At 71.5% G+C, this 17,769-nt stretch carries 14 protein-coding genes; 9 read left to right on the forward strand and 5 right to left on the reverse strand.

Annotation, left to right across the window (positions count from 1 at the left end):
- Positions 1–7: 7 nt before the first annotated feature.
- Both J8M51_RS41625 and J8M51_RS41630 read right to left on the reverse strand, forming a co-directional pair.
- The gene (locus J8M51_RS41625; protein WP_086764155.1) at positions 8–478 is read right to left on the reverse strand and encodes a hypothetical protein; all 471 of its coding nucleotides are present in this window, start codon (positions 476–478) and stop codon (positions 8–10) included.
- Between the two features lie 85 nt (positions 479–563).
- The gene (locus J8M51_RS41630) at positions 564–1,952 is read right to left on the reverse strand and encodes an MFS transporter (RefSeq protein WP_216591024.1); all 1,389 of its coding nucleotides are present in this window, start codon (positions 1,950–1,952) and stop codon (positions 564–566) included.
- Positions 1,953–2,498: 546 nt separating this feature from the next.
- Here J8M51_RS41630 and J8M51_RS41635 point away from each other — a divergent pair.
- From J8M51_RS41635 to J8M51_RS41655, 5 genes are all read left to right on the forward strand, one after another.
- Entirely contained in the window at positions 2,499–3,431 is a 933-nt protein-coding gene (locus tag J8M51_RS41635; protein WP_086758546.1) for a DUF3027 domain-containing protein, read from the forward strand.
- A gap of 288 nt (positions 3,432–3,719) precedes the next feature.
- Positions 3,720–7,058 carry a sacsin N-terminal ATP-binding-like domain-containing protein gene (locus tag J8M51_RS41640; protein ID WP_267300037.1) on the forward strand — a complete coding sequence of 1,113 codons (3,339 nt, stop codon included), beginning with the start codon at positions 3,720–3,722 and terminating at the stop codon, positions 7,056–7,058.
- Positions 7,059–7,212: 154 nt separating this feature from the next.
- Complete coding sequence (locus tag J8M51_RS41645) at positions 7,213–8,001, forward strand: DUF5707 domain-containing protein (RefSeq protein WP_086756952.1); 789 nt, start codon at positions 7,213–7,215, stop codon at positions 7,999–8,001.
- Between the two features lie 135 nt (positions 8,002–8,136).
- Positions 8,137–8,976: a DUF5707 domain-containing protein gene (locus J8M51_RS41650; RefSeq protein WP_086756951.1), complete on the forward strand. Its 840-nt coding sequence runs from the start codon at positions 8,137–8,139 to the stop codon at positions 8,974–8,976.
- A 195-nt stretch (positions 8,977–9,171) separates the two neighbouring features.
- Positions 9,172–10,020, forward strand: a complete 849-nt coding sequence (locus tag J8M51_RS41655) for a hypothetical protein (RefSeq protein ID WP_086756949.1) — start codon at positions 9,172–9,174, stop codon at positions 10,018–10,020.
- A 19-nt stretch (positions 10,021–10,039) separates the two neighbouring features.
- On the opposite strand, the gene J8M51_RS41660 is transcribed toward J8M51_RS41655, so the two are convergent.
- Both J8M51_RS41660 and J8M51_RS41665 read right to left on the reverse strand, forming a co-directional pair.
- Entirely contained in the window at positions 10,040–12,448 is a 2,409-nt protein-coding gene (locus tag J8M51_RS41660; RefSeq protein ID WP_267299984.1) for a cation-translocating P-type ATPase, read from the reverse strand.
- Between the two features lie 140 nt (positions 12,449–12,588).
- Positions 12,589–12,975 (reverse strand): DUF2530 domain-containing protein, encoded by a 387-nt coding sequence (locus J8M51_RS41665; protein ID WP_267299985.1) that lies wholly within the window; start codon positions 12,973–12,975, stop codon positions 12,589–12,591.
- A 169-nt stretch (positions 12,976–13,144) separates the two neighbouring features.
- Here J8M51_RS41665 and J8M51_RS41670 point away from each other — a divergent pair, with 169 nt between their 5' ends.
- Positions 13,145–14,578 carry an NCS2 family permease gene (locus tag J8M51_RS41670; RefSeq protein ID WP_086764350.1) on the forward strand — a complete coding sequence of 478 codons (1,434 nt, stop codon included), beginning with the start codon at positions 13,145–13,147 and terminating at the stop codon, positions 14,576–14,578.
- A gap of 34 nt (positions 14,579–14,612) precedes the next feature.
- On the opposite strand, the gene J8M51_RS41675 is transcribed toward J8M51_RS41670, so the two are convergent.
- The gene (locus tag J8M51_RS41675) at positions 14,613–14,795 is read right to left on the reverse strand and encodes a ribbon-helix-helix protein, CopG family (protein WP_086764347.1); all 183 of its coding nucleotides are present in this window, start codon (positions 14,793–14,795) and stop codon (positions 14,613–14,615) included.
- A gap of 175 nt (positions 14,796–14,970) precedes the next feature.
- Here J8M51_RS41675 and J8M51_RS41680 point away from each other — a divergent pair, with 175 nt between their 5' ends.
- The 3 genes from J8M51_RS41680 (at position 14,971) to thpR (ending at position 17,744) form a co-directional block, all read left to right on the forward strand.
- Positions 14,971–15,408 carry a MarR family winged helix-turn-helix transcriptional regulator gene (locus J8M51_RS41680; RefSeq protein WP_216591233.1) on the forward strand — a complete coding sequence of 146 codons (438 nt, stop codon included), beginning with the start codon at positions 14,971–14,973 and terminating at the stop codon, positions 15,406–15,408.
- A 400-nt stretch (positions 15,409–15,808) separates the two neighbouring features.
- On the forward strand, positions 15,809–17,119 hold the full coding sequence (locus J8M51_RS41685; RefSeq protein ID WP_179203086.1) for an MFS transporter: 1,311 nt from the start codon (positions 15,809–15,811) through the stop codon (positions 17,117–17,119).
- 58 nt (positions 17,120–17,177) lie between these two features.
- A complete protein-coding gene (thpR, locus tag J8M51_RS41690) occupies positions 17,178–17,744 on the forward strand; it encodes an RNA 2',3'-cyclic phosphodiesterase (protein ID WP_267300039.1) in 567 nt (188 codons plus the stop codon).
- The last annotated feature ends 25 nt before the right edge of the window (positions 17,745–17,769 follow it).

Here is a 17,769-nt window from a genome sequence, read left to right on the forward strand (position 1 = left end):
CAGCGGATCAGGCGTCCGGGTTCTTCAGCTCGAAGTTCCACACGCCCTTGATCTCCGAACCCGCCTCGTTCTGCTCGACGATGCTGATCGTCAGCGACTTCTGGGCGGTCTGGCCGGGCTGCGCGGCGAAGAGACCGGGGTTGTCGAACGACCAGTAGGTCTTGTCGAAGATCTCGCTGGTGGCCTGCTGCCCGTTGATCCACAGGGCCCAGCCCGTGTCCGCCACCTCCGGGTCGACGCCGATGCGCAGGGCCTTGCCCTCCGGCAGCTCGATCGACTTGGAGGGCTTCTTCTGCGCGCACTCCCCGGCCTCGGCGGCGTCGAGGGTCCGGTAGCACGCGGCCTCGGCGCTGATCGAGTCGGTGCCGATCGTGACGGTGGCCATCGGCGTCGGCTCATCGCAGGCCGACAGGACGAGAAGTCCGGCGGAAACGGCGCCGAGAGTGGCTGCGGCGCGACGGGAACGCGGGAAGGTCATGGGCGAAGGCTATCTGGCATGTCGAGGGGTGCCCCTACGTGGGGTACGGCGTGCCGGGTCGGCCGGGGCCACGCGGGGGGCTCGGTCAGGCCACGCGGGCGCGGGGGGCGCCGCCGTGGCGGGCGGAGGAGAGGAGGCCGCGGACCGTGGTGAGCCAGCCGGCGGCGACGATCGCGGCGGCCACGGCCATGCCGAGGGTGCCGTTGAGGGGGAGGGCGATACCGACGGCGCCGCCGACGACCCAGGACATCTGGAGCAGGGTCTCGGAGCGGGCGAACGCGGAGGTCCGGACGAGTTCGGGGACGTCCCGCTGGATCAGGGCGTCCAGGGACAGCTTCGACAGGGCCTGCGAGAAGCCGGCGACCGCGGCGAGGAAGGCGACGAAGAACCAGCCGAAGAACAGGGCCGCCGTGATCGCCACCCCGAGTTCGACGCCGACGACGGTCACGATGATCAGCTCCGGCGAGCGCTGTTTGGCCCACGCCCCCACGGCCGTGCCCAGCGCGTTCCCCACCCCGGCGGCGACGGCCACCATGCCCAGGGAGACGGCCGCGCTCTGCCCCTGCAGCGGATGGATACGCAGCAGGAACGCCAGATAGAAGATCAGGAAGCCGGAGAGCCCGCGCAGGGCGGCGTTCGCGGCGAGCGCGTGCGTGACCGCCGGGCCGACCGTCCGCAGACCCGGCCGCTTGAGGGTGCTGCTGCGGTGCGGGCCGTGCAGATGCTCGGGGTCCGCCGCGAGCAGCGCCCGGTCCTCGCCCTTCGCCGAGTCCACCTTCGCGGGGAGCGTGAAGGACAGGACGGTACCCGCGACGAAGATCACGAAGGCGCCGTAGAGCGGCCAGCGCGGGCCGAGCGCCTGGAGTCCGGCGCCGATGGGCGCGGCGACGCCGGTGGCGAGCAGTCCGCAGAGGGTGACCCGGGAGTTGGCCTTCACCAGGGAGAACCGGGGCGGCAGCAGCCGGGGGACGACCGCGCTGCGGACCACCCCGTACGCCTTCGACGCGACCAGGACGCCCAGGGCGGCCGGGTACAGCTCGATGCCGCCGCTCTCCACGGCGCCGACGAGGATCAGCGCGAGGAACGCCCTGGCCAGCATCGCGCCGGCCATCGCGGCGCGGCGGCCGTGCGGGAGCCGGTCCAGGAGGGGGCCGACGACGGGGGCGAGGAGGGCGAAGGGGGCGAGGGTGATCGCGAGGTAGAGGGCGACGCGGCCGCGGGCCTCGTCGGTGGGGACGGAGAAGAAGACGGTGGAGGCGAGGGAGACGGTGATCATCACGTCGCCGGCGCCGTTCACTCCGTGCAGTTCGATGAGTTTGCCGAGGCCGGACTCGCCGGCGCCGTGGGCGTGTGTGGCCCTGCGGATGCCGCGGGCGGGGCCGGTGACCGGGAGGTGCAGGGCGCGGCCCATCGAGCGGACCGCGCCGGTCACCCGGCCCGCTCCGCGCGCTCCGCTCCGCTCGGCGCCGGTCACTCCGTCATAGTGCCCCGAGAACGGCGGGCGTAGTGCGTTTGCCGCGCGGATGGCTGTGGGGGAGGGTGCCTAGGGGGGTGGGGGGTGCGGTTTCGTCGGCGGGTGCGGGTCCGGTGGGGGCTGGTCGCGCAGTTCCCCGCGCCCCTAAAAGACACAGGCCCTGCGGGCCTGAAAAGCACGGGGCGCAGCCCTGCTTTTCAGGGGCGCGGGGAACTGCGCGAGAAGCCCCACCGGACCCGCACCCGCCGACGAAACCGCACCCCCGAGCTGACAGGAGCCCCGTTCAAGCCAACCCCCGCTCAACCCCAGCGGAGCGGAACCGTACGTCGGTGTGGGCGTGGAGCCCGGGAGAAGGTAGCGTGCATAGCGCGCCTGCGGCGGTTGTTCTCGGCCGCGCGCCTCTCGTTCATCCCGCAGAATGGATGACATAGGTGCGCCCGAGTGCGATCGGGCGCGGACGTCGACGCGGCCCCCTGGTCCGCTCCGTCCGCACCCCCCGCCGAGGGAGGCGCACTCGTGAGACGGCGTAGGAGAGAAGCGATACCTGTGAGCGCAGCGACAACGCGAAGCCGCACCCCCGACCGTCTGTGCGCCGAGGCCGTCGACCTCGCCCGCTCCGCCGCAGAGGAGGCCGCCGCGCCAGGCGTGGTCGGCGAGCACGCGGGGCTCGTCTCCGAGGGCGACCGGGTCGTGACGCACTTCTTCGAATGCAAGGAGATGGGCTACCGGGGCTGGCGCTGGGCCGTCACCGTCGCCCGTGCCTCCCGCGCGAAGTTCGTGACGCTGGACGAGGTCGTGCTGCTGCCCGGCCCCGACGCGCTGCTCGCGCCGGAGTGGGTGCCGTGGAGCGAGCGGCTCCGGCCCGGTGACATGGGCCCCGGTGACCTGCTGCCCACGGACGCCGAGGACCTGCGGCTGGAGCCCGGGTACTCCGGCGAGGACGAGCCGCTGCCGAACTCCCCGGTCTCGCACGACATGGCCGAGCTAGTGGAGGCGGAGGACGCCGAGGTCACCGGTGGGGCGCCGGCGAACCTGCCGTTCGCGCCGACCCGTGGCTCGATCGCCTCGGTCGCCGAGGAACTGGGCATGCGGCGGGCCCGCGTCCTGTCCCGGTACGGGCTGCACACGGCCGCGGACCGGTGGGAGGAGGGGTTCGGGGCGAAGACCGCGATGGCGCAGGCCGCGCCGGCGGCGTGTGTGAGCTGTGGATTCCTGGTGCCGATCGGTGGGTCTCTGGGGCAGGCCTTCGGGGTGTGCGCGAACGAGTTCGCCCCGGCGGACGGGCGGATGGTGGCCCTGACGTACGGGTGCGGTGGGCACTCCGAGGCGGCGGTCATGCCCGCCCCGCCGCGGCCGGCCCCGCCCCGGCTCGACGAGACCCGGGTGGACCCCTTCCCGCTGCGGCCGTCGCCCGATTCCGGGTCGGTGTCGGTGGGGTCGGAGGAGACCGAGTCCGAGGCGGATCTGGGGCATTCGTAGGGCGCCTCATAGCTCGGGGGTGTGGGTTTCGTCGGCGGGTGCGGGTGCGTGGGGGCTTCTCGCGCAGTTCCCCGCGCCCCTGAGAAGCAGGGGCTGCGCCCCGTGCTTTTCCCCCGAAAGGGCCGCAGGCCTCTTTCAGGGGCGCGGGGAACTGCGCGACCAGCCCCCACCCACCCGCACCCGCCGACATACCGGCTACCCCCCACCCCCTTGGGCGGACGGCTTAGCCAGCGCAGCGACGCGGTACCTTCGTGGCCACCAGGCGACAGGGAAGAGTGAACCGTGAGCGTGAGCAAGTTCGTGCGGCCGGCGGCCGAGGGCGCGGACCCGTTCGGGACGGCTCGGCTGCGGCGGGGCGTGCTCGACGCCTGGGCCACCAGCCCGGCCCGGTTCCGTGAGGACGCCAACGCCGAGGAGGACCTCGTCCTCGGCGGCTACCGCGACCGGCTCGTCGTGGAGCTGGCGCAGAACGCCGCCGACGCGGCGGCCCGTGCCAAGGTTCCGGGGCGGCTGCGGCTGACCCTGCGCGACGGCGTCCTCGTCGCCGCCAACACCGGCGCCCCGCTGGACGCGGGCGGTGTCGAGTCGCTGTCCACGCTCCGCGCGTCCGCGAAGCGGGAACCCGTCAGCGGCGCCGACGGTGCCGTCGGCGCCGTGGGCCGGTTCGGTGTCGGCTTCGCCGCCGTGCTCGCCGTCACCGACGAGCCCGCCGTGGTCGGGCGGCACGGCGGTATCCGCTGGTCGCTCGCCGAGGCCCGGCTGCTCGCCGCCGACACCGCCCGGCACAGCCCCGGCCTGGGGGACGAGATCCGCCGCCGGGACGGCCATGTGCCGCTGCTGCGGCTGCCGTTCGCCGCCGAGGGGTCCGCTCCGGAGTCGTACGACACCGTCGTCATCCTGCCGCTGCGCGACGCGGCCGCCGCCGATCTCGCCGAGCGGCTGCTGCACGCGGTCGACGACGCGCTGCTGCTCGCCCTGCCCGGCCTCGACGAGGTCGTCATCGAGATCGGCACCGATGACGTCCGGACCGTGCGCCGCAGTGTGGAGGGCGCGCACGTCGTCGTCGAGGACTCGCGGGACGGGGTCACACGCTGGCGCACCGCCGCCGAGCACGGGCCGATCGAGGCCGCGCTGCTCGCCGACCGGCCCGTCGAGGAGCGGCTGCGCCCGTACTGGTCCGTCACCTGGGCCGTACCGACCGGGCCCGACGGCGCGCCGGTCCGGCCGCGCACCAGCCCCGTGGTGCACGCGCCCACACCCAGCGACGAGGCGCTCGGTGTGCCCGCGCTGCTCATCGCCTCGTTCCCGCTGGACACCACCCGGCGGCACGCCGCCCCCGGCCCGCTCACCGACTTCCTGGTGCAGCGCGCGGCGGACGCGTACGCCGGGCTGCTCGCCGCCTGGGAGCCGGTGGGCGAGGGGATCATCGACCTCGTGCCCGGTCCGCTGGGCAAGGGGGAGCTGGACGGTGCGCTGCGCCAGGCGATCCTGGAGCGGCTGCCGCGTACCGCCTTCCTGCCGCGCGCGGTGACCCCCGAACCCGACGACGAGCCGGACGAGCTGTCCGAGATGTCCGAGGCCCTCCGGCCCCGGGACGCCGAGGTCGTCGAGGGCGCCGGAGCGGAGACCGTACGGGTCCTCGCCGATGTGCTCCCCAGCCTGCTGCCCGCCGGGCTCGAACGGCGCGCGGAACTGCGCACGCTGGGTGTCGCGCGCCTGCCGCTGGGCGACGCGATCGACCGGCTCGCGGGCCTGGAGAAGGCTCCCGACTGGTGGCGGCGGCTCTACGACAGCCTCGCCGGCGTCGACCCGGACCGGCTCTCCGGCCTTCCCGTCCCGCTCGCGGACGGGCGCACGACCATCGGCCCCCGGCAGGTGCTGCTCCCCACCCCCGACGGCCCGCGGACGGCCCCCGAGACCCGAGGGTCCGTGCCGGAAGTGGCGCCTGCCGGGCGACGCCTGGCACGCACTCTCGACGCACCGGGCGAAAGCCCAAGTACATCCAGTACGAGGGTTTCCGCCCGGCACGCCGAGAGCACGCACCAGACGCCGCCCGGCCTGCCCTACGGGCAGACGACGCCACTTCCGGCACGGACCCTCGCCCGGCTGGGGCTGAAGGTCGCGCACCCGGACGCCGCGCACCCGCTCCTGGAGAAGCTGGGCGCCCTGCCCGCGACCCCGCGCGCCGTGCTCACCACCCCGCAGGTGCGGGCCGCGGTGGCCGCCTCCCTGGACGACGACGGCGGGGTGTGGGACGAGGAGGACGGGCGCCCGGACGCCGACGAACTGGCCGATCTGGTCCTCGCGCTGGTCCGCGACGCGGCCCTCGACCCCGGTGACGAGCCCTGGCTCGGCGCCCTCGCCCTGGCCGACGAGGACGGCGAACTGGCGCCCGCCGGTGAACTCGTCCTCCCCGGCAGCCCCTTCGCCCGTGTCATGCGCGAGGACGAACTCGCCTTCGTGGACGCCGAACTGGCCGACCGCTGGGGCGAACAGCCGCTGGCCGCCTGCGGTGTCCTGGCGAACTTCGCCCTCGTCCGCGCCACCGACGTGGTCCTCGACCCCGACGAACTGGAGCCGCGCGACGGGGACTTCGCCGAACCCGACGACGCCGGGCTGCTGGACGCGGTGGACGTGTGGTCCGAGGACATCCTCGACCGGTTCCCGGACAGCCCGGTGCCGCCCGTCGCGACCGAGATCGTGGCCGTGCGCGACCTGGACCTCGTCGACGAGGACCGCTGGCCGGAGGCGCTCGCGCTGCTCGCGAAGCCGCCGCTGCGCGACGCCCTCGTACAGCCGGTGCGTGTCCTGCTCCCGGACGGCACGCACGAGGTCGTCCGCCCCTACACCGCCTGGTGGCTGCGCGGGCACCCCGTCCTCGACGGCCGCCGCCCGGCGGGCCTCCTCGCGGCCGGCGGCGACCCGCTGCTGCGCGGCCTGTACGACGAGGCCGACGCCACCGGCTTCGACGACGAGCAGGTCCTGCGGGCCCTCGGCGTCCGTACCTCGGTGGCCGCGCTGCTCGACGAGCCGGGCGGTGCCGCCGAACTGCTGGACCGGCTGGCCGACCCGGACCTGCCGGTGGGCACCGCGCAACTGCACGGGCTGTACGGGGCGTTGGCCGACCTCGACCCCGAACAGGTCACTCTTCCGGATGAGTTGCGGGCGGTGGTCGACGGTGAGGTCACCGTCGTGGACGCGGCCGACGCCGTGGTCGTCGACTCGCCCGACCTGCTGCCGTTCACCTCGGGGGTGCCGCTGCTCCCCGTACGGCCGTCCCGGGCCGCGGAGTTGGCCGAACTGTTCCAGGTGCGGCGGCTGAGCGAGTCGGTGACGGGCGAGGTGGACTCCGAGGGCACGGAGCACGCCGTACCGGAGCCGGTGCGCGTCCTGCTGGGCCCGGCGACCCCCGCGTCGTACGTCGAGCACGAGGAACTGGTCGTCGACGGCGTCGAGCTGGACTGGCGCCGTACCCGGGACGGTGTGGTGCACGCCGCCACCCTGGAGGGCGTCGCGGCCGGCCTCGCCTGGGCCGCGGGCCAGTGGCCCCGCCGCTTCGAGGTCGCCGCTCTGCTCGAAGACCCCTCCAGGACACCGGAGTTGGCCCGGGACCGCTGGTTCGACTGACCCGGCCGGACCTTCGGCAAACCTCCGAGATGTGATCTGCGCAACATTCGCAAAGCTTTTTCACAACTCGTACAACCATTCCCACGCGCCCCATGTCTGGTCTGGTGAGCCGTCCGGCTCACCAGTTACCAACGTGGGAAAAACGGGGAAAACATTGCGCAAGCGTGCCATCGTGGGCGCCCTCACCGGTGCCCTGGCCCTGACCGCTTTCGTCGCGCCGGCCGCACAGGCCGCTCCGACCGCAGGGGACACGAAGATCTCCGACGTCGTGGTCAACGGCGGGAAGTCGGTCGTCGTGGGCTCCGGCAAGAAGACCTTCACGGTCTCCTTCAACGCCTCGGACGATTCGGGCATCGACCTCAAGCACGTCACCGTGGTCCTGTACCACGGCGCGACTCTGGAGACCTCCGACAGCGGCGCCGTCGCCAATGGCAACGACGACTCCCTCGCCACCTGCAAGAAGGTGAACGCGACGACGGCGTCCTGCAAGGCGAGCTTCACTGTCGAGACGCAGAAGAACCTGATCAACTCGGTCGCCGGCACCTGGAAGGTCTGGGCGCTCGCCGTGGCCAAGGACGCCGACTTCGTCAAGAAGGACCCGGCCAAGACCTTCAAGATCCAGCGCCAGACGAAGCTCACCGGCGCCAACGCCTCTCCGGAGCCGGTCAAGAAGGGCAAGACCATCACGGTCACCAGCAAGCTGACCCGCGCCAACTGGGACACCGAGAAGTTCCCGGCGTACGGCGGCCAGTCGGTGAAGCTGCAGTTCAAGAAGGCGGGCACGTCCGTCTACAAGGACGTCAAGTCGGTCAAGTCGTCCTCCACGGGCGCCCTGAAGACCACGGTCAAGGCGTCCGCCGACGGTGCGTACCGCTACGTCTTCGCCGGCAGCTCGGGCACGGCGGCCGCGACCTCCGCGGCCGACGCCATCGACGTGAAGTAAGGCGGCCCAGCCGCTGGGGGGCGCGCCGGGCGCACCGGGGTGCCCCCACCCGCAGAGCCCGCGGGTCGACCGACCCGCGATCACCCGGCCCACGTGAGGACGACCGTCGGGCCCACTTCTCCACCGGGGGAATACATGCGTATGCGTGCCACTGTCATCGCCGTCTCCGGCGCCCTCGCCCTGTCCGCCTTCGCCGTTCCGGCCGCGCAGGCCGATGGGGCGCCGGTGCCCGGCAGCCTCGCGGCGGCCACCCCGTTCGGGGCCCTCGCGGACGAGGTCGTCGGCGACACCGTCATCAAGAAGGTCACCGTCAACGGTGGCAAGGACATCGTCGTCGGCACCTCCAAGAAGAAGAGCGTCACCCTCTCGGTCACCGCGACCGACCCGTCGGGCATCGCGGACGGCTACGCGTTCCTGTGGAAGGGCAACGACATCGACTCCGGCGACGTCGTCGGCGCGATGGTCCCGGACGCCGAGTTCGGCACCTGCACCGCCGTCGACGCGACCACCTCGACCTGCAAGGTGACCGTCGTCGCCGACCCGAAGGACAACATCTACAGCAACATCCTGGCCGGCAAGTGGCACGTCTTCGCCGGTGCCCAGGCCAACGACGGCGACTACATCATCAAGGAGAAGCACTCCACGGCCGGCGTCAAGCGTGCCTCCGCGCTGACCGTCAACGCCTCTCCGGAGCCGGTCAAGAAGGGCAAGACCATCACGGTCACCGGCAAGCTGACGCGCGCCAACTGGGACACCCTCAAGTACGCGGGCTACACCAGCCAGTCGGTGAAGCTGCAGTTCAAGAAGAAGGGCACGTCCGTCTACAAGGACGTCAAGACGGTCAAGTCCGGCTCCGGCGGGGCGCTGAAGACCACCGTCAAGGCCGCCGCCGACGGTACGTTCCGCTACGTGTTCGCGGGCACCTCCACCACGCCGGCCGTGACCTCCGCGGGCGACGCCATCGACGTGAAGTAGATCGCGGGCAGCGGTAGGTGAGACAGGGCGTCGGCTCCGGGGGTTCCCGGGGGCGGCGCCCTTTTCGTCATGCGTAAGGCGGAAGTCGGACTTTCGTAAGAGGTGACTCAAGGGATCGAAGAGTATGAAGAACGCGTGTTCTGATCATCCGGGCCAAAAGGTCCCACGATCACTCTTTCTCCACTTGGGGAACGCATGCGCACAAGAGCCACCGCGGCCGCCGTCCTCGGCGCCCTGGCCCTCTCCGCCCTCGCCGTGCCGTCCGCGCAGGCCGCCGGTTCGGCCCCGGCGAGCGGTAAGCCGTACACGCTGAACGTCGGCTTCTCGAACTTCAAGGTCGCCAAGTCCGTCAAGGTCGGCATCGGCGGGAAGGTCACGACGGCCGTCTCGTTCACGCTGACCCACGGCAGCACGGTCAAGGTGACCGCGAAGGACTTCTTCGTCGAACCCTTCCTCTACCGCGGCACCTTCGGGGACGACGACACCCCGCAGCTCTTCGGCGACGACTTCGCCACCTGCACGGTCGTCAACTCGACCACGGAGAGCTGCAAGGGCACCATCGACATCCGGCCGGGTGCGGGCGATCTGCTCAACTCGCAGGCCGGGGCGTGGAAGGCGGGCGCCGACGCCATCGCCTTCAACGGCCAGGACCCCACGGGCGACAAGATCGACTACAGCAAACTCGGTTACAAGGAGCAGGGCGGCCTCGGCTCCACCCTCGTCCAGCGCCTGTCGAAGCTGACCGTCGACGCCGGGCCGGAGCCGGTCACCAAGGGCAGGACCGTCACCGCGACGGGCAGGCTCACCCGCGCCGACTGGCAGAGCCACGCCTACAAGCCCTTCGCCAAGCAGCCGGTGAAGCTGCAGTTCCGCAAGGCGGGCACCAGCACGTACACCACGGTGAAGACGGTCTACTCGGACGCCTCCGGCAAGGTGAAGGCCACCGGCACCGCCACGTACGACGGCTACTGGCGCTTCAGCTACGCCGGTGTCACCACGACGGCCCCGGTCACTGCCACGGCCGACTACGTCGACGTGAAGTAGGGCGCGAGGAGCGGCCCGGTCACGCGGGGAAGCGGCGGTCCACCCACCTCCACAGGAACTCCAGGGCCGCCGCGGCCCCGGCCGCGACGGCGACCGCGATCCACGGCATCGTCGTACCGACCAGGCGCAGGGCGAAGAAGTCCTGGAGCCAGGGGACGACGAGGACCACGACGAAGCAGCCGGCCATCGCGGCGACCAGGCCGAGGCGCCACCAGGTGTAGGGGCGGGCGATGATGGCCAGCACCCACATGGAGATCAGGAACAGGGTGAGCGTGGCGGCGCTGGTCTCCGCCTCCAGCGCGCCCGCGCCCGTGTAGTAGTGGCGGGCGATCAGATAGGTGGCGAAGGTGGCCACGGCCGCGAGGACGCCGCCCGGGATCGAGTAGCGCATCACCCGCCGGACGAAGTGCGGTTTCGCCCGTTCCTTGTTGGGGGCCAGGGCGAGGAAGAAGGCCGGGACGCCGATCGTGAGGGTGGAGAGCAGGGTGAGGTGGCGGGGGAGGAAGGGGTACTCCACCTGCCAGCAGACCACCAGGACGGCCAGCAGCACCGAGTAGACCGTCTTCACCAGGAAGAGGGTCGCCACCCGCGTGATGTTGCCGATGACCCGGCGGCCCTCCGCGACCACCGAGGGCAGCGTCGCGAAGCTGTTGTTGAGGAGCACGATCTGGGCCACCGCCCTGGTCGCCTCCGAGCCCGAGCCCATCGAGACCCCGATGTCGGCGTCCTTGAGGGCGAGCACGTCGTTCACGCCGTCGCCGGTCATCGCGACCGTGTGGCCGTGGGACTGCAGCGCGCCGACCATGTCCCGCTTCTGCTGGGGGGTGACCCGGCCGAAGACCGTGCCGGAGTCGAGGGCCGTCGCCATCTCCTCCCGCTCGGCGGGCAGTCGGCGGGCGTCGACGACCTCGCCGCTGAGGCCGAGCTTTCCGGCCACCGCGCCCACCGACACCGCGTTGTCGCCGGAGATGACCTTCGCGCGGACGTTCTGCTCCTCGAAGTAGCGCAGGGTGTCGGCGGCGTCGGGGCGCAGCCGCTGTTCGAGGACGACGAGGGCGGTGGGTCGGGCGCCGGTGGCGAGCTCGGGGTCGTCCAGCTCGCGGGTGACCCGGGCCAGCAGCAGCACCCGTAGTCCCTCTTCGTTCAGGCGTTCGGTCTCGGTGAGGGCCGGGTCGTCCTCGGCGAGCAGGACGTCGGGGGCGCCGAGCAGCCAGGTGCTGGACTCGCCGCCGCCCTCGCCGAAGGTCGCGCCGCTGTACTTGCGGGCGGAGGAGAACGGCAGCGACTCGGTGCACCGCCAGTCCTCGCTGTCCGGGTAGGCGTCGATGACGGCCTGGAGGGAGGCGTTGGGGCGCGGGTCCGATTCGCCGAGTGCGCCGAGGACCTTGCGTACGTACGCCTCGTCCGTCCCGTTGAGAGGACGCAGCTCGGTGACGTCCATGCCGCCCTCGGTGAGGGTGCCCGTCTTGTCGAGGCAGACGGTGTCGACGCGGGCGAGGCCCTCGATGGCCGGGAGTTCCTGCACCAGGCACTGTTTGCGGCCGAGGCGGATCACGCCGATCGCGAAGGCGACGGAGGTGAGCAGGACGAGGCCCTCGGGGACCATCGGGACGATGCCGCCGACCGTGCGGGCGACGGAGTCCTTGAAGTCGTGCTCCTTCACGATCAGCTGGCTGATGATCAGGCCGATCGCGGTCGGGACCATCATCCAGGTGACGTACTTGAGGATGGTGGAGATGCCGGAGCGCAGCTCCGAGTGGACCAGGGTGAAGCGGCTGGCCTCCTCCGCCAGCTGGGCGGCGTAGGCCTCCCGGCCGACCTTGGTGGCGGTGAACGCGCCGCCGCCCGCGACCACGAAACTGCCCGACATCACCTGGTCGCCGGGCTGCTTGACGACCGGGTCGGCCTCGCCGGTGAGCAGCGACTCGTCGATCTCCAGGCCGTCGGTCTCGACGCACTCGCCATCGACGACGATCTTGTCGCCGGGGCCGATCTCGATCAGGTCGCCGAGGACGATGGCGGAGGTGGCGACGGGTGCGGCGACGCCGTCGCGGCGGACCGTGGGTTTCGCCTCGCCGATCACCGCGAGGGAGTCGAGGGTCTTCTTGGCCCGCCACTCCTGGATGATGCCGATGCCCGTGTTGGCCAGGATCACGAAGCCGAACAGGCTGTCCTGGATCGGGGCGACGCCCAGCATGATCACCCAGAGGACGCCGATGATCGCGTTGAACCGGGTGAAGACGTTCGCCCGGACGATGTCCACCATGGAGCGGCTGCTCCGCACGGGTACGTCGTTCACCTCGCCGCGGGCCGTGCGTTCGGCCACCTCGGCGGCCGTCAGACCACGGGCGCGCCCCGGTGGTCCGGGGGTCGGGGCGGGGGTGGGGTGCACAGGATCGAGCTCGGTACCCGCGTCGATGTGCGTCATGGATTCGACGGTACGTGCGGATTTAGGGGTTCACCCGCCGAGTGGGCGAAAGATCCGACCTGGGGAGGAGGGAGGCGCTGCCGCGTGATGCCGGGGTCGTACGGGTCCGGGGTGGGGCGGGTGCCGTCGGTCGGACGGGCTCAGTTGGTGGCGGGCCGCGCTGTCACGTCGTCGGGGTCGGTGGACTCGGTGGCCTCGGTCGCGATGCGGTCGGCTTCGGCGGCCTTCGTCCTCGCCTCCGCCTCGACGGCCTCGGCGGCCTCCGTCCCGGCCGCGGCCCTGATCGCCGCGTCCCGCTTGATCGCCGTGTCGCGGCGGCGGACGTAGTAGATGCCGATGAAGCCGAGGCCGCCGCCCGCGAGGCAGGTCCACACCCACCAGGTGTGTCCGTGGTCCTCGAACCAGCCGTAGAAGGGCAGCTGGACGACGAAGAGGAGGAGCCACAGGATCGTGCCGCCGATGATGACCGGCACCACGGGGCCCTCAAGGGGCTCCGGTGCCTCGTGCTTGGGGGTCCACTTCGCCATGGGGCACAGCTTACGAGGCGCGCGGGTCTACGCGCGGAGATGGTGTTCCCCGCAATGTATGTTCATACTGAAACGGTTTCTGATTGGCTACTTCTGTTCGTAGAAAACTCCAATGGCGTGCGGGTGACCGGTGGGTGTCCGCCCTTTCCGTTGGGGATTGAGGTCTCGTATGTCCCCGCAGTCCCCGCAGGGCACCCCTGGCGCCGTCGGCTCCCTCGACCGCTACTTCCGGATCACCGAGCGCGGCAGCACGCTCTCGCGTGAGATCCGGGGCGGTCTCGCCACCTTCTTCGCGATGGCGTACATCATCGTGCTGAACCCGATCATCCTGAGCAGCGCGAAGGACATGTACGGGCATCAGCTGGACTACGGCCAGCTGGTCACCGCGACCGCGATCACCGCCGCCTTCACCACGCTCCTCATGGGTGTCATCGGCAATGTGCCGATCGCGCTGGCGGCGGGGCTCGGGGTGAACACGGTCGTCGCGTTGCAGCTCGCGCCGCGGATGTCGTGGCCGGACGCGATGGGTATGGTCGTACTGGCCGGGTTCATCGTGATGCTGCTGGTGGCGACGGGGCTGCGGGAGCGGGTCATGAACGCCGTGCCGCTGGGGCTGCGCAAGGGCATCTCCATCGGTATCGGTCTGTTCATCATGCTGATCGGGCTGGTGGACTCCGGTTTCGTCACCCGTATCCCGGACGCCGCGCACACCACCGTGCCGCTGCAACTGGGCGCGACCGGGCATCTGAACGGCTGGCCGGTGCTGGTCTTCGTGCTCGGCGCGCTGCTGACGCTCGCGCTGATCGTGCGCAAGGTGCCGGGGGCGATCCTGATCTCGATCGTCGCGATGACGCTGCTCGCGGTGATCGTCGAGGCCGTCGCCAAGCTGCCGGCCGGTTCCTGGGGGCTGACGACGCCCAAGTGGCCCGGCAACCCGGTCGCGACGCCCGACTTCGGGCTGATCGGTGAGGTCAGTCTCTTCGGCGGCTTCGCGAAGGTGGGTGTGCTGACCGGTGTCCTCTTCGTCTTCACGGTCCTGCTGTCGTGCTTCTTCGACGCGATGGGCACGATCATGGGCGTCGGCGACGAGGCGAAGCTGACGGACGCGGAAGGTCAGCTGCCGGGGATCAACAAGGTGCTGTTCGTCGACGGCATCGCCGTCGCGGCCGGTGGTGCCAGCTCCTCGTCCGCGACGACCTGCTTCGTGGAGTCGACGGCGGGAGTGGGCGAGGGGGCACGCACCGGCTTCGCGAACGTGGTGACGGGTGCGCTGTTCGCGGTCGCGCTGTTCCTGACGCCGGTCGCCACGATGGTGCCCTCCCAGGCGGCGACCCCGGCGCTGCTCGCGGTCGGGTTCCTGATCCTCGCGAACTCCGTCCGTGAGATCGATTGGGCCGACTATACGATCGCGATTCCGGCGTTCGTGACGATGGTGATGATGCCGTTCACCTACTCGATCACCAACGGCATCGGCATGGGCTTCATCACCTTCGTCGTGCTGCGCCTGGCGGCGGGCCGTGGACGCGAGGTCCCGGTCGCGATGTACGTGGTGTCGGCGGTCTTCGGGTTCTACTACCTGATGCCGGCGCTCGGTCTGACGTGAGCGGTCGCCGGGCCCCCGGGGTCCCCCTGCCCCCTCACGTCACCCCGTAGAACTTCTCCGTCTCCTCGACGGCGGTCTGGAACCGCTCGTCGAAGTCGTCCCGAATGAGCGTCCCGATGACATAGTCCTGGACGCTCATTCCCCGTTTCGCGGCATGGGTCCGGAGCCGTTCGAGCAGCTCCTCGTCTATCCGCAGGCTGAGCACAGTGGTCCCCATGTGTACGAGGGTCAGGTGTGCTCCGCTCTGTCGTGTCACGTTCTGCGTACTAGTCACTCATATGAGTGACGAGAGGGCCTGAAACGGTGTGTCCGGGCGTGAGTGGCGGGCCTCACGGGCGCGAGTGTGGAGTTCCGGTGGTCTTTAGCGAGAGTAATGAGTTAAGCTAAAGAACATGCCTGACCTGAACCATGGCGACGACGAGGCCGCTGTGAACGCCCTCCGTTCCGCCGTGATGCGCCTGTCCCGCCGGCTCAAGCACCAGCGGGTCGACGAGTCGCTGAGCCCGACCGAGATGTCGGTGCTCGGCACGCTCGCCCGCTGCGGCACCGCCACCCCCGGTGAGCTGGCCCGCAAGGAGCATGTGCAGCCGCCGTCGATGACCCGGATCGTCGCCCTGCTGGAGAGCAAGGGACTGGTGAAGCTGGAGCCGCACCCCGAGGACCGGCGGCAGAAGGTGGTCACCCAGACCGAGCGGGCCGAGGCGATGCTGGAGGAGAGCCGGCGCAAGCGCAACGCCTTCCTCGCCACCCTGGTCGAAGGCCTCGACGAGGAGGAGTGGGCAGCGCTCCGGACCGCCGCGCCGGTCCTGGAGAAGCTCGCGCATCTGTGATCCCGTGCCCGGCCGCCGGGTGCGCCGCAGCCGGCCGGGCACGCCGGACCAACCGCCGGTACGCCCCTGCCGACAGCCCGTGCGCCGCCCGGGGGTGGGCATGGCCCGGCCCGAAAACCAGCAGACAGAACAGAGCAGAACAGGAGCGGTGAGGCTTACGCAACCGCATGACGTACACGCGTTTCACGCAAGGAGGCGAACCCCTTTGAGTTCGGGCCCCGGAACACCTTCCGTCCCCGCTCCCCCGCCCACCCACGAGCCCCCGCCGACGCCCGAGGTGCCGGAGGCACCCCCGGATACCGGCGTTCTGCCGCCCCGCGCCACCACCGCCCCCGCGGTGCCGGCGCCCGGCGCCCCCGCGGTCGCCGCCCAGGCCCCCGCCCCCCGTGAGCGGGTCTCCATGTTCCGGTCCCTGCGGGTGCGGAACTACCGGCTGTTCTTCCTCGGACAGGTCGTGTCGAACATCGGCACCTGGATGCAGCGGATCGCGCAGGACTGGCTGGTGCTGAGCCTGGCGGGCTCGTCGACGGCCGTCGGGGTGACCATGGCGCTGCAGTTCCTGCCGATGCTGCTGTTCGGGCTGTACGGCGGAGTCCTGGTCGACCGGTTCCCCAAGCGGCGGCTGCTGTTCGTGACACAGACCTCGATGGCCGTGACGGGGCTCGCCCTCGCCGCGCTCACCATCTCCGGTCATGTCCAGGTGTGGCACGTGTATGTGGCCGCCTTCGCCGTGGGCATGGCCACCGTGGTCGACAACCCGGCCCGGCAGTCCTTCGTGTCGGAGATGGTCGGACCGGACCAGCTGCAGAACGCGGTCAGCCTGAACTCGGCGAACTTCCAGTCGGCCCGTCTCGTCGGCCCCGCCGTCGCCGGTGTGCTGATCACCACCGTCGGCACGGGCTGGGCCTTCCTCTACAACGGCCTCTCCTTCATCGCCCCCATCACCGGTCTGCTGCTGATGCGGACCCGTGAGCTGAACCCCGTCCGCCGCGCCCCCCGCGCCAAGGGCCAGCTCCGGGAGGGCCTGCGCTATGTCGCCCGCCGCCCCGAACTGCTGTGGCCCATCGTGCTCGTCGGCTTCATCGGCACCTTCGGCTTCAACTTCCCCGTCTGGCTGTCGGCGTACGCGGACGACGTGTTCCACTCGGGCGCCGGCTCGTACAGCTTCTTCAACACGCTCATGGCGGTCGGCTCCGTCGCCGGCGCGCTGCTCGCGGCCCGCCGCGGCACGGCCCGGCTGCGGGTGCTGATCGGGGGCGCGCTCGCCTTCGGCCTGCTGGAGATCGTGGCCGCGCTGGCGCCGTCGTACTGGATGTTCGCCCTGCTCATGGTCCCCATCGGGATGTTCGGGCTGACGGTGAACGTCACCACCAACACGGCGATCCAGATGAACACCGATCCCGTGATGCGCGGCCGTGTCATGGCCCTCTACATGATGGTCTTCCTCGGCGGTACGCCGCTGGGCGCGCCGATCGCCGGCTGGGCCACCGACGCGTACGGCGCCCGGATCGGCTTCGTCGCGGGCGGTGTCGTCGCCACGGCCGCCGCGGTCGTCGTGGGCCTGGTCCTCGTCCGGGCCGGCGGGCTGCGGCTCTCGGTGGGCTGGAACCACGGCCATCCGAAGGTGCGGTTCGTGCCCAAGGACCCGGCCGAGGGGCAGTCCGACGGGCGGACCGACGGGCAGGCGGTTCCGGTGACGACCGCGGCCTAGCCAGGGCTGCGAGGGTGGCCTCATGAGTGCGACGAGTGCGACGAGTGAGACGCGTGCCGTGCGGCTGTTCGCGGCGGTGCTGCCGCCCGATGAGGTCGTCGAGGAACTCGGCCTGGTGGTCGGTGGGTTGAGGGCTCTGGCCGGGGCGGACCGGTTGCGGTGGACCGCGCCGCCCGGCTGGCACTTCACGCTCGCCTTCTACGGAGAGGTCGAGCGGGACGCCGTACCGGAGCTGACGCGGCGGCTGGAGCGGGCGGCGGGGCGGAGCGAGCCGTTCTCGCTGGCGGTGCGCGGCGGCGGGCAGTTCGGGCGCGGGCGGGCGCTGTGGGCGGGGGCCGAGGGGGACCTCGGGGCGCTGCGGCTGCTGGCCGACCGGGCGGAGGCGGCGGCCCGGAAGGCCGGGGTGCCGATGGGGGAGCACCGCCGGTACACCCCCCATCTGACCGTGGCCCGCGGCCGGGCGGACCTCGACGTACGGCCGTACGTCGCCGTGCTCGACACCTTCGCCGGGCGGACGTGGACGGTGTCCGACCTGGCGTTGGTCCGCAGCGATCTGCCGACGTCGGGGGTGGCGGGGGAGCAGCCGCGGTACGAGGCGGTCGGCCGCTGGGCGCTGGGACGCTGACCGCCGGGCCGCTGCCACCGCCGGG

Source organism: Streptomyces griseiscabiei (assembly GCF_020010925.1).
GTDB classification, from domain to species: Bacteria; Actinomycetota; Actinomycetes; order Streptomycetales; family Streptomycetaceae; genus Streptomyces; species Streptomyces griseiscabiei.

Bases quoted from the DNA above. Each gene is read 5' to 3' on its own strand.
- J8M51_RS41660 (WP_267299984.1), bottom strand. From the start codon at position 12,448: ATGACGCACATCGACGCGGGTACCGAGCTCGATCCTGTGCACCCCACC.
- J8M51_RS41675 (WP_086764347.1), bottom strand. From the start codon at position 14,795: ATGGGGACCACTGTGCTCAGCCTGCGGATAGACGAGGAGCTGCTCGAA.
- J8M51_RS41670 (WP_086764350.1), top strand. From the start codon at position 13,145: ATGTCCCCGCAGTCCCCGCAGGGCACCCCTGGCGCCGTCGGCTCCCTC.
- J8M51_RS41685 (WP_179203086.1), top strand. From the start codon at position 15,809: ATGTTCCGGTCCCTGCGGGTGCGGAACTACCGGCTGTTCTTCCTCGGA.
- J8M51_RS41665 (WP_267299985.1), bottom strand. From the start codon at position 12,975: ATGGCGAAGTGGACCCCCAAGCACGAGGCACCGGAGCCCCTTGAGGGC.
- J8M51_RS41650 (WP_086756951.1), top strand. From the start codon at position 8,137: ATGCGTATGCGTGCCACTGTCATCGCCGTCTCCGGCGCCCTCGCCCTG.
- J8M51_RS41655 (WP_086756949.1), top strand. From the start codon at position 9,172: ATGCGCACAAGAGCCACCGCGGCCGCCGTCCTCGGCGCCCTGGCCCTC.
- J8M51_RS41680 (WP_216591233.1), top strand. From the start codon at position 14,971: ATGCCTGACCTGAACCATGGCGACGACGAGGCCGCTGTGAACGCCCTC.
- J8M51_RS41625 (WP_086764155.1), bottom strand. From the start codon at position 478: ATGACCTTCCCGCGTTCCCGTCGCGCCGCAGCCACTCTCGGCGCCGTT.